Source organism: Methanospirillum stamsii (assembly GCF_003173335.1).
In the GTDB taxonomy this organism is placed as follows: domain Archaea; phylum Halobacteriota; class Methanomicrobia; order Methanomicrobiales; family Methanospirillaceae; genus Methanospirillum; species Methanospirillum stamsii.
This window is the reverse complement of sequence record NZ_QGMZ01000076.1, coordinates 1-11,300: the sequence shown is the minus strand read 5'-3', so window position 1 is coordinate 11,300 and position 11,300 is coordinate 1. Positions and strand designations below refer to the sequence as shown.

Here is an 11,300-nt window from a genome sequence, read left to right as displayed (position 1 = left end):
AGATATATAGTTAAGCTTTATTACTTATTGTTAATTATTTTAGTTATTTGTGCAACAGCCTCATTACTATCGATAAAAATTACATCTTCCATATGGACTTCAAGGTGAGAGGATCTGTTTTGTTATCCTGAATACAGCCTTTCAATGAAATTATTGAATTATATGAATTTTTCTTTAAACGGATTAGTAAGTTGCTCCCAACAATCTCAATTTCAACTTCATCACCTCTCGCAACTCCTAATTTCTCTATGATATTTTGGGGGATTGTAATTTTTCCATCCTGTTCAATAACCGAAGATGACATATGAATACTATTTGAATCCGGTGTATAATGAGTTATCTGTAATTTTACTATTCACTGTTTGCAAGAGGGCTTTCTATATTTTATGGTTAGGGAAAGAAAAGTAAAACCGTTGGAGAAAAGGGTCAATCTCTGGACCACCAGCGGTTCGGGAATTTTGTATCAAGAATTTTGTATCCCTCACCAATGGGCTTTAATCCGGATGCACTCATATCAGAATCAACCATGATCTTCACCAGTTCTGGGAATTTTATTTTCGCTTTCCATCCAAGTCTTTTTTCAGCCCGTGAGGGATCTGCGAGGAGTTCTTCAACTTCAGTAGGTCTGAAATATCTCTGATCAATTTTCACGTGTTTCTCCGGATCAAGACCTGCATATGCAAAGGATGCATCCACGAAGTCCTGCACGGTATGGGTTTCTCCGGTTCCAATCACATAATCATCTGGTTTGTCCTGCTGGAGGATCTGCCACATGCATTCTACATATTCTGGTGAATATCCCCAGTCACGTTTTGCCTCAAGATTCCCAAGATAGAGGTATTTTTCTTTTCCGGCAAGTATTGCTGCAATGCCCCTGGTAATTTTCCGGGTGACAAATGTCTCTCCTCTCCGGGGTGATTCGTGGTTGAAGAGAATCCCGTTGCAAGTATACATGTTGTACCCGTCGCGGTAGTTCCGGGTCATCCAGTATGCATAGACTTTTGCACAGGCATAAGGACTTCTTGGCCAGAAACAGGAATCTTCATTTTGTGGAGGCCTAGTATGACCAAACATCTCACTTGAGGATGCCTGGTAAAAGTGGATTTTCTGGTTGCTTCTCCGGATGGCTTCAAGAATCCGGGTAGTTCCGATGGCTGTTACATTTCCGGTGTATTCTGGAGTATCAAAACTTACCCTGACATGGCTTTGTGCTCCGAGATGATAGATCTCGTCAGGTTTGATATTATAGAGAACATGTGAGATCATCTCGGAATCAGCCAGATCACCATAATGCAAAAAGAAACGGGCTTCCGGTTCATGGGCGTCTACATATATATGATCTATCCGGTGGGTGTTGAATGTGGAGGCACGACGGACCAGGCCGTGAACTTCATATCCTTTTGAAAGGAGTAATTCGGCAAGGTAGGACCCGTCCTGTCCGGTGATTCCGGTGATGAAAGCGGTCTTATGAGGCATAATTTTGTATTCATTTGACGCGGTGTGGGAAAAAGATGATGTAAGAAATGGTTAGATATTACTGATATTATGGCTCTGTCTGAAAATCAATAGATATCAAATTGTCCGCATCACGAACATAATAAATTAATATCATTTTGTCTTCAATAACCTGGATTATCCGTAATATAGCCAAATTGGAACAAGCGATTCGGAAATTTTTCCTTATATTCTTGAAAAATCGACAGAACTCTGTATACAATATTTATATGGATTCTACTAATAATTATAGTGTGTACACTCTTATTTGTTCAATCCGGCAAAAATACCCCTGGATGATAAATTTTTTAAATTCTGTTGTTATTTATCCTTATCGCCGGATAATGGCTGAATATTATTATAATAAGACCCCTAATCAAATTTACTCTTTTTTTCATGAAGGAATAAGAGTCTCGCTTTTTCTTCCATTTCGTAAGGATTTAATTGAGCAGACAATTATTGTAAAAAAAACCTTCTTTGAAGCGTCTGAATTAAATATTGTGAGGCAATTCATTCCTGAAAATACAGTCTATGTTGATATTGGGGCAAACATTGGTAATCATCTGGTTTTTTTTGGATTATTTACCTCTTCAAAAAAAATTTATGGATTTGAACCGAATTCTGAAATATTTCCCATTTTAGTGGAAAATGTCAAACTAAATAATTTAGAACAGAAGACTATCCTTAAACAGGTTGCTATTGGTTCGGAAAAATCTAAAGGAAATTTAGTTGAATCTTCCGATAAAACTCACATTGCGTATACTAACAAAAGTGTTTGTGTATGTGAATCCGGAAATATCGATATTCTTCCTCTGGATTTAGTTGTTGAAGAAAAAATAGGGCTTATGAAGATTGATGTTGAAGGCATGGAACTTGATGTGATAAAAGGGAGTATGAATAGGATATCTTCAGATAAACCAATAATTTTTATTGAGAGTGATAAAATCGAAAAAGTTATTGAATTATTAAATCCAACTAACTATTATATTGAGAAGTCTCTTGCAAATTATAATTATCTCCTATTGCCCAAATAAAAACAAATTTAGAGGCAATTGCACTGGTAGATATGTCAATTTTTTTAAGGGACAATTTTTGTGTATCAAAATTTTTTCATGAGTGATTGTATCTGATATACCATTCAATTGTCTCTTCAATTCCTTTTTCAAATGGTATTTCAGATACGAATCCAAACTCTTTTTTTGCTCTTGAAGTTTCAAGGCAACGCCTAGGTTGACCATCTGGTTTCGTTGTATCCCAGGCAATTTCTCCATTGAATCCTGTTTTTTCTTTTATGATTTCTACAAGGTTTTTTATAGAAATTTCGTGTGAAGCTCCAATATTTACTGGTTCACTTCCGTTGTACTTCATTGTGGCAAGGACTATTGCCCTAGCAGCGTCTTTTACATAGAGAAATTCTCGTGATGCTGATCCTGTTCCCCAAACAACGACCTGCTTTTCTCCATTCGTTTTTGCATCTACAAATTTTTTTATAAGAGCAGGAATTACATGTGAACTGTCCGGATTAAAATTATCTCCTGGTCCATAAAGGTTAACCGGAAGAAGGAAGATTGAATTAAAACCATATTGTGCCCTGTAGGCTTGAGTCTGTACAAGCATCATCTTTTTTGCAAGTCCATATGGTGCATTTGTTTCTTCCGGATATCCACTCCATAATTCGTCTTCCTGGAATGGAACCGGGGTAAATTTTGGGTATGCACAGACAGTACCCACAGCCACAAATTTTTGAACTCCGGATATGCGGGCTGCCTCCATAAGCTGAATGCCCATTATAGCATTGTCATAGAAGAGTTCGGCGGGATGTTCACGGTTATATCCGATTCCACCTACTTTTGCGGCCAGGTGGATGACAATATCAATCCCTTGAACAGATTTAAGACAGTTCTCCCATACTCTCAAATCACATTCACGGCTCCGGGGAATTGAGATGTTTTTTCTGTCAGCACCGTTTTCAACGAGGTGGTTTATCACCTGAGTACCAAGAAACCCTGCTCCTCCGGTAACGAGGATTTTTTTATTTGTAAAATAACTCGTCATCATTAATTATCGTAAAAAAACTCGATCAATAAGCGTTTCATTTTAATTCTTGTGATGTTAATTATTTATATCGGCTTGCGAAGTAAAAAAATTCTCGATGTATATATTTTTATGCAAACTTCTGGACTTTAATAAATGACGGTTTTTTGAAATTATTTTTCAGGATTATATGAAAGAAGATAAAATTAGTGTAATTATCCCTTCTTACAACAATGCCCGGTTTTTAGGTGAAGCAATCAAAAGTATCATAAACCAAACCTATCCGAATTTAGAAATAATTATTGTTGAAGGGAATTCCTCAGATTCATCCTTGGAAATAGTAAACGGCTATGCTAAAAAGGATTCAAGAATAGTAGTAATAGTTCAGGATAGAAATTATGGCGTCTCTAAAGCCAGAAATGATGGCATTTTAGCATCTACTGGAAAATTTGTCGCGATTCTCGATTCTGATGATGTTATGCTCCCTGGGAGAATTGATGAACTCTATCAGGAAATTATAAAAAACGATAATTATGGGCTTGTTCATTCAGATGTTTTTGTTATTAATGAAAATGGTCGGATAATCGGTAAAATAATTGGAAAAGAGCAATATTCTCAGGGTTACATTCGGGGGGAGGTCTTAAGGCGCAGGGGATGCCATATTGGATATCCAATGTTTCGGAAGAAATTTCTAGACAAGGTCGGATATTATGATGAGTCTTTAAGGGGTGGAGAAGATTACGATCTGTACTCGAGGATCACTTATGAATATCCTGTAGCATATGTAAGAAAACCCCTCATTCTTTACCGGAGACATGGTTCAAATGCTTCAAGTAAATTGAATCTCATGGTTAGTCATTACAAAAAATATCTTGATAAAACCTTTGAAAATGACACCAAATTGTCATATTCTTCAATTAAAAATGAAGCATATGCTCATTATTATATTGATAAAATAAACCTGGAATTTCAGGATAACAAGAGATCATTCCTAATTAATGTTATTCCCGGTCTGCTTCATTCTCTTCAAAAAGATCGCATTACTGTATTTAATATGATATTCCCTGTCTTAAGAATTCTCTTCTACAGAATCAACACAATTATCAGAAAAAAAATTGCTGCATATACTAACACAATTTATACTCAGGTTGGCTGGTAAGGATTTTACAATAAGTTTATTTCTATTTGTTAGATCCATTAATAATAGCAATAAGATGCTGGATATCTGGAGATGAAATATTATTGCTCAATTTGGAATTAATATTATTGGAAATAATGTAAAAATATTTGATTCGGTTTATCTTGGTTTTCCTCCTCGTTATTATCTGGACCAGATTGATTTTCCCGGATGCATTATTGGAGATAATGCTGTAATTCGTCCAGGGACAACTATCTATGCTGATGTGAAGATTGGTGACTCTTTTTCATCAGGGCATAATGTCATGATTCGGGAAAAAACGATAATTGGTAAACAGGTTTCTATCGGAAGTGGAGCAATAATTGAAGGGTATTCAGAAATAGGGGATTATTGTAATCTTCAAAGTCTGGTATATATCCCAACAAATACGTGCCTTGGTTCACATGTTTTCATTGGTCCGAATTCTGTTCTAACAAATGATAAATATCCACCAAACGGAGGGGAAGATTTGCATGGGCCGGTTCTCGAAGATTATGTTTCAATCGGTGCAAATACTACTATTCTTCCTGGAGTAACTATTGGAAACGGGTCACTCGTAGCCGCAGGTTCGGTTGTCACGAAAGATGTTCCCCCCGATACCCTTGCAATTGGTTCTCCTGCCCGGTTTAAACCCCTTCCTTCAGGAGCGAAAAGACGATGATTCCCATAGCACATCCAGTTTTTGGAGATCAGGAGGTAGATGCTGTATCAGCAGTTATTCGTTCCGGAATGATTGCCAGCGGTGAGGAGGTAGTGTCTTTTGAAAAAGAGTTTGCTGAGTATTGTGGTACTTCTGAAGCAATAGCTACAAGTAATGGTACAACGGCCCTCCATGCCGGACTTCTTGCATGTGGAATAAAGCCTGGCGATGAAGTAATAGTCCCTTCTTTTACGTTTATTGCTACTGCTACTTCGGTTAGTATGTGTGGGGCAAGACCGGTAATGGTTGATGTATGTGAAGATTCATTTGGAATATCTCCGGATGCCATCCTTGAATCCATAACTCCCCGAACGAAAGCAATAATCGGTGTTCATCTCTTTGGTCAACCATGTAATATCTCTGCAATTCAGGACATCTGTGCTGAGAAAAACCTACAATTTATTGAAGATTGCGCCCAGGCCCATGGTGCTCTTTATAAAGGGAAAAAGGTAGGTTCATTTGGTTCTGTCGGTTGTTTTTCCTTTTACCCTACAAAAAACATGACTACCGGAGAAGGTGGAATGATAACGACTTGTGATAGTGCGCTTGCAGATCACATCCGAAGACTCATTAATCATGGCCAGTCAAAGAAATATCTCCATACCGAAATAGGATATAATTACCGGCTTACCAATATCGGAGCAGCCATCGGGAGAGTACAACTTAAAAAAATAGATACAATGAATGAAGCCCGTAATAAAAATGCTGCTCTTTTCTCCAAAAATATTAATCATCCAAAAATATTTTTACCGCAAATCCTGAACGACTGCAGCCATGTATTTCATCAATATGTTATTCGGGTTGGTGGAGGAAAACGCGACGAATTGGCATCCTGGCTTTCAAACGAGGGTGTAGGTACGGCGATTCATTATCCTATTCCGGTAAACGAGCAGCCGGTTTATGCAAACATTTCAAATCCTGCTTGTCCGATTTCTTCAAAACTGGCAAAAGAAGTTTTAAGTCTTCCTGTATATCCCGGATTATCTATTGAAGAATTATCACATATTTGTAATTCACTGAACAGGTGGTCCTGCTGATGGATGTCGGCGTTATTGGTACCGGAATGATGGGACAGAATCATGTCCGGGTTTATTCTGAACTGAAAGAAGTTGATTCGGTTGTGATTTATGATGTGAACCGGAGTCAGGCAGAAAAAATTGCTACCCAGAATAATGCAGAGGTTGCAGACTCTTATGAGGATCTCTTTCATCGGGTTGAAGCGGTCAGTCTCTGTGTTCCCACACCGTTTCATTATAATGTTGCCCTGCAGGTTATCAATGCGGGAATGAATATTCTAATCGAAAAACCAATTTGTTTGTCCTCTTCAGAGAGTAAAGAGCTTGAAAAACAAACTCCTGATGATATCGTTGTTGGTGTCGGGCATATCGAAAGGTTTAATCCAATAGTCTCTGAAATCAGTCAGATAATCTCTGATCCTCTCTATATTGAGTTTAAAAGACATAATCCAACATCTTCACGGATTACCGGCAGTTCAGTGGTTGAAGATCTTATGATTCATGATATTGACATCATGCTTCATGCTCTTGGTTGCTCTGATCTCTCAGTTCAGGCGAAGGGTAATGATGATGTTGCTGCGGCGCTCTGTACTTCAGGTAATTCTGTAGTCTATCTTTCAGCCAGCAGAAAATCTTCTAAGAAGATTCGTATGGTTCATATTGAGCAGGAAGACATGACTATCCAGGGGGATTTCATGGCCCAGGAGATATATGTTCACCGTAAACCAGGTCAATACAAGGTTGAACGTGATCGGTATGTACAGGAAAATATTGTAGAAAAGGTTCAGGTTGCTAAACTTGAACCACTTCGGGCTGAATTATCTACTTTCTTAATGTCGGTTAAAACAAGTACTCCATTTCCTATAACTTCGCGACAGGCAATAGAAAATCTGGAATTTTGTGAAATGATTAAAGAGATGTTTTAAAAATGGACTGTTCATTATCTGAATATTTCAAAAAAAGAGGATCAATTAAAACAATAGGTGTTATTGGGATGGGATATGTCGGTATTCCGGCAGCTGCATTATTTGCCCGTTCATTTGATAAGGTATATGGTTTTCAACGTGATTCGTCCAGTTCCGGATATAAAATTGATCTTCTGAATTCAGGGAAGAATCCTTTGAAAGGAGAAGAACCAGGTCTTGATGATCTAATCAGGGAGACAACCGATAAAAGTAAATTTGAATGTACTGCTGATTTTTCAAAAATTTCTTTATGTGATGCAGTTACGATAGATATTCAGACCCCTTTTTTAAATCCAGGCGATTTAATTCCTGATTTCTCTGCCTTAGAAGAAGGAATCAGGCAGGCAGGCAGGTACCTGACTAAGGGTTCATTAATAGTCCTTGAATCAACGATTACTCCGGGTACTACTGCGATATGGGCGAAAAAGATACTGGAAGAAGAATCCGGATTTATCGCAGGTGAGGATTTTGGCCTTGCTCATGCTCCTGAGAGAGTGATGGTAGGCAGGCTGCTTCGGAATATTCAGGAACATGACCGGATTGTCGGGGGAATAGATGATGCCAGCACAAAACGGGCTATGGAACTGTATGGGCCGGTTCTCACTTCCGGAAATCTCATTCCGATGACTGCAACGGCTGCTGAAGTTACAAAAACTGCTGAGAATACTGTCCGGGATTTACAAATAGCAGCAGCGAACCAGTTAGCCCTCTATTGTGAGGCAATGGGTATCAATTTTTATGATGTCCGGAGAGGTATTGACTCGCTTAAAGGAGATGGAATCACCCGTGCTATTCTTCTCCCCGGAGCAGGGGTTGGTGGCCATTGTCTGACCAAGGATACATATCACTTGGAACGGGGAGTAAAGATTGCTGATGAGCAGTCGGTAGATTTTCCCGAAGGGGTTGAATCCCTGTATGTTACGGCCCGGCACATTAATGATTTCATGCCAAGACACATGTTTCATCTCCTGAAGAAGGGGCTGAATCGTTCTGTTAAGGATATGAAAGGGGCAAAGGTTGCCCTTCTAGGATGGTCATTTCTTGCGAACACCGATGATGCCAGGAATACACCTGCTGAACCATTTTATCAGTTATGCAAGGACGCCGGAGCAGAAATCCGGGTGCATGACCCCTGGGTTACAGGGTGGCCCGGGATTGACATCCGTCAGGATTTGGAATCAGTGTTATCCGGTGTTGATGCGGTGGTAGTTTTTACTGCACATCGTATGTATTATCAGCTGGATTCAGAAAAAATCCGAAAGTTATCTGGTTCTAACTCCTGTGTTATTGTTGATGGAAGAAATATTATTGATCCTGATACTTATATCCGGAATGGATTTGTTTATCTGGGCATAGGAAGAGGAGATAAGAATTCCCATCCCCTTTAACCGGTGCAAATAATGATCACTATTTTGTCAATTGTTGGTGCAAGGCCTCAGTTTATAAAATGTGCTCCGTTGTCAAAAAAAATCCGGGAATGGTGCACAGAAATCCTTGTCCATACTGGTCAGCACTATGATGAAAATATGTCTGACGTCTTTTTCTCCGAACTAGGTATTCCCAATCCGGATTATAATCTGCATATAGGTTCTGGTAACCATGGAGAGCAGACAGGGAAAATGCTGGAAGCAATTGAGCAGATACTTCTTGATAAAAAACCTAATCTGGTGTTGGTATATGGGGATACAAACTCCACGATTGCCGGTTCCCTGGCTGCCTCAAAACTCCACATTCCGGTGGCACATGTAGAAGCTGGTTTACGAAGTTATGATAGAAGAATGCCGGAAGAAATAAACAGGGTTTTAACAGACCATGTATCTGATCTATTATTCTGTCCTACCCAGACTGCAGTCAGGAACCTTGAGAAGGAAGGGATAACAAGAAGTGTGTACATTACCGGCGATGTGATGGTTGATGCAATCTTTAAAGCTCTTCCTGTTGCCAGAAAAATGAGTAATGTCCTTGCTGATATCCAGGTATTCGCCAATGAATATTATCTTGCAACTATTCACCGGCCGTCAAACACGGATGATAAAAAAAATCTAGTTTCTATTTTGCAGGCATTTTCTGAGTTATCATATCCGGTAGTGTTTCCTATTCATCCCCGGACTAGAAAATTCCTGGAAAGTTATGGGATTAGTATATCTGAATATCCGAATATCATCTTTGTTGCCCCTCTGCCATATGTGGATATGGTCCGGTTGCTGTTTGATTCCCGGTTAGTACTCACTGATTCTGGGGGTCTTCAAAAAGAAGCATATATCCTGAAAAAACCGTGTGTCACACTCCGGGATACAACTGAGTGGGTTGAAACGGTGGAAGATGGTTGGAATATTCTTGCAGGGGCAGATAAGATAAAGATAGTAAACAGTGTCTCAATCCTTGATGGATATGTAGGTGCTCATCGTCAGTGTTATGGTGATGGTTATGCTTCTGATATAATTGTAAAAACTATCGTAAATTTTCTTTCTCATTGAATGTTGATTTCCGGCGTATTTATTCTGGAGGGACGATTTTAACATGAATATTATTGTTTTGGATGTTCATCATCCAGAAGATGGCCGGGTTAACAGGCATATTAAATATATGCATAATCTTGGGTATAATGTCGTTCATTTTAACGTTAATCGATATTTCCCTTTCCTTGAACCCGGGTTCTTTTCGAAATATGGTGAAAAGGGATTTCGAATACCCGTGGGAGATTCCTCACAATCATTAAAAAATCGATTATTATTACATTTCCTGTTTATTACTCCGATATTGGCGCTTAATTTAATTTTTTTATTAAAAAAGTCTTTTTTAGAAAATAATGATTCAATAATTCATGTTCACGATTATGAATTATTGTTTACTGGTCATTATTTACGTTTTTTTTTATCCCATTCAGTAAAAATTGTTTATGATCGACATGAATTATTTGAGACAAGTAAAGGAGATAAGTTACTTTTTGATAAAATCCCAAGAATTTATGAAAAATTCAGTTCTAGGTGGATAGATGGAATTATTGGAGTATCTGAAGACCATGTTTTGCAATTAAGGGATCTTTTTAAAAGATCAATTGTTATCATTGTTCCTAATTATTCTGACGCATCAGGTTATTCTATTGATGAATTAAATGAAAAAATTACTAATATTGACAGCAATATTTTTAATTTGGTATATTTTGGTTCTCTTGATGTCACGTTAGATCGTGATATCCCTCTTATTTTAAAGGTGATGGAATTTGTTTTGAAAGAATGGAAATCATCAGAAGCATATATTGGTGGTCTCACCTCAAACTCTTTCCTTTTATCAATGTTTTCTGAATTAAATCAAAAATTCCCCGGCAGATTTCATTATCTTGGATATGTTTCATATGATAATGTTTTATATTATAGTTCAAAAGCAACTATCGGGTTTCTATGTTTAAAAAAAGAATATTGGGTTTTAGTTTCTGCTAATAAGGTCTATGAATATCTCCATTATGGTGTGATTCCAGTAATAAAAGCAAATATAGAAAATCAAGAGGCTATTTCTAAATGTTCTATATTATTTCGTAAAGATGTAGAAGATGAGATTGTAATTTCTTCAGTTGGGAGGTTAATTAATAACAAGGAAAAGATGAAAAGGATGTTGATGGAGTCATTTGAATTAGGAAAACAGTATTCTTTTGAGAATGTAAAACAGCGATATCATCAGTTGTATCTAGATCTTGTATCAGATCAATAATGGCCCTGTCAATGGCGGCTTAGTTTTCCCCAATCTCGGCGGGATCAAATTCCCCAGTTAGGGCGGAATAAATTCCCCAGTGCGGCACCAAGGTTCAGTCACCCGGGTGTCGTTCATGTTAACCGAGGAGGAAAACCTAATGTTCCACGATATAGCACAAGAACAGGAAATAAAACTTGGAAAGGTGAACATCAGTTCCCTCTCAC

11 protein-coding genes are annotated in these 11,300 nt (G+C 38.1%); 8 read left to right on the top strand and 3 right to left on the bottom strand.

What is annotated here, in order from left to right:
• Positions 1–79 precede the first annotated feature (79 nt).
• Positions 80–304, bottom strand: coding sequence for an AbrB/MazE/SpoVT family DNA-binding domain-containing protein (locus DLD82_RS17970; RefSeq protein WP_109942509.1), 225 nt, complete (start codon positions 302–304; stop codon positions 80–82).
• Between the two features lie 122 nt (positions 305–426).
• Positions 427–1,476 (bottom strand): GDP-mannose 4,6-dehydratase, encoded by a 1,050-nt coding sequence (gmd, locus tag DLD82_RS17965; RefSeq protein WP_109942508.1) that lies wholly within the window; start codon positions 1,474–1,476, stop codon positions 427–429.
• 362 nt (positions 1,477–1,838) lie between these two features.
• Between gmd and DLD82_RS17960 the strand changes: the two genes are divergently transcribed.
• On the top strand, positions 1,839–2,528 hold the full coding sequence (locus tag DLD82_RS17960; RefSeq protein ID WP_181391530.1) for an FkbM family methyltransferase: 690 nt from the start codon (positions 1,839–1,841) through the stop codon (positions 2,526–2,528).
• A 76-nt stretch (positions 2,529–2,604) separates the two neighbouring features.
• Here DLD82_RS17960 and DLD82_RS17955 read toward each other — a convergent pair whose 3' ends face one another.
• Positions 2,605–3,552, bottom strand: coding sequence for a GDP-L-fucose synthase family protein (locus DLD82_RS17955; protein ID WP_109942506.1), 948 nt, complete (start codon positions 3,550–3,552; stop codon positions 2,605–2,607).
• Between the two features lie 166 nt (positions 3,553–3,718).
• Between DLD82_RS17955 and DLD82_RS17950 the strand changes: the two genes are divergently transcribed.
• The 7 genes from DLD82_RS17950 (at position 3,719) to DLD82_RS17920 (ending at position 11,094) form a co-directional block, all read left to right on the top strand.
• Positions 3,719–4,687 carry a glycosyltransferase family 2 protein gene (locus DLD82_RS17950; RefSeq protein WP_109942505.1) on the top strand — a complete coding sequence of 323 codons (969 nt, stop codon included), beginning with the start codon at positions 3,719–3,721 and terminating at the stop codon, positions 4,685–4,687.
• A 283-nt stretch (positions 4,688–4,970) separates the two neighbouring features.
• Complete coding sequence (locus tag DLD82_RS17945) at positions 4,971–5,366, top strand: acyltransferase (protein ID WP_342764584.1); 396 nt, start codon at positions 4,971–4,973, stop codon at positions 5,364–5,366.
• Positions 5,363–6,442: a DegT/DnrJ/EryC1/StrS family aminotransferase gene (locus DLD82_RS17940; RefSeq protein ID WP_109942503.1), complete on the top strand. Its 1,080-nt coding sequence runs from the start codon at positions 5,363–5,365 to the stop codon at positions 6,440–6,442. The genes DLD82_RS17945 and DLD82_RS17940 overlap by 4 nt, the downstream gene beginning before the upstream one ends.
• Positions 6,442–7,347 (top strand): Gfo/Idh/MocA family protein, encoded by a 906-nt coding sequence (locus DLD82_RS17935; protein WP_109942502.1) that lies wholly within the window; start codon positions 6,442–6,444, stop codon positions 7,345–7,347. Before DLD82_RS17940 ends, DLD82_RS17935 begins: the two co-directional genes overlap by 1 nt.
• Positions 7,348–7,349: 2 nt before the next feature.
• Positions 7,350–8,774, top strand: coding sequence for a nucleotide sugar dehydrogenase (locus tag DLD82_RS17930; RefSeq protein WP_109942501.1), 1,425 nt, complete (start codon positions 7,350–7,352; stop codon positions 8,772–8,774).
• A 12-nt stretch (positions 8,775–8,786) separates the two neighbouring features.
• On the top strand, positions 8,787–9,863 hold the full coding sequence (wecB, locus tag DLD82_RS17925) for a non-hydrolyzing UDP-N-acetylglucosamine 2-epimerase (RefSeq protein ID WP_342764583.1): 1,077 nt from the start codon (positions 8,787–8,789) through the stop codon (positions 9,861–9,863).
• A 43-nt stretch (positions 9,864–9,906) separates the two neighbouring features.
• Complete coding sequence (locus tag DLD82_RS17920) at positions 9,907–11,094, top strand: glycosyltransferase (protein WP_109942500.1); 1,188 nt, start codon at positions 9,907–9,909, stop codon at positions 11,092–11,094.
• Positions 11,095–11,300: the final 206 nt, after the last annotated feature.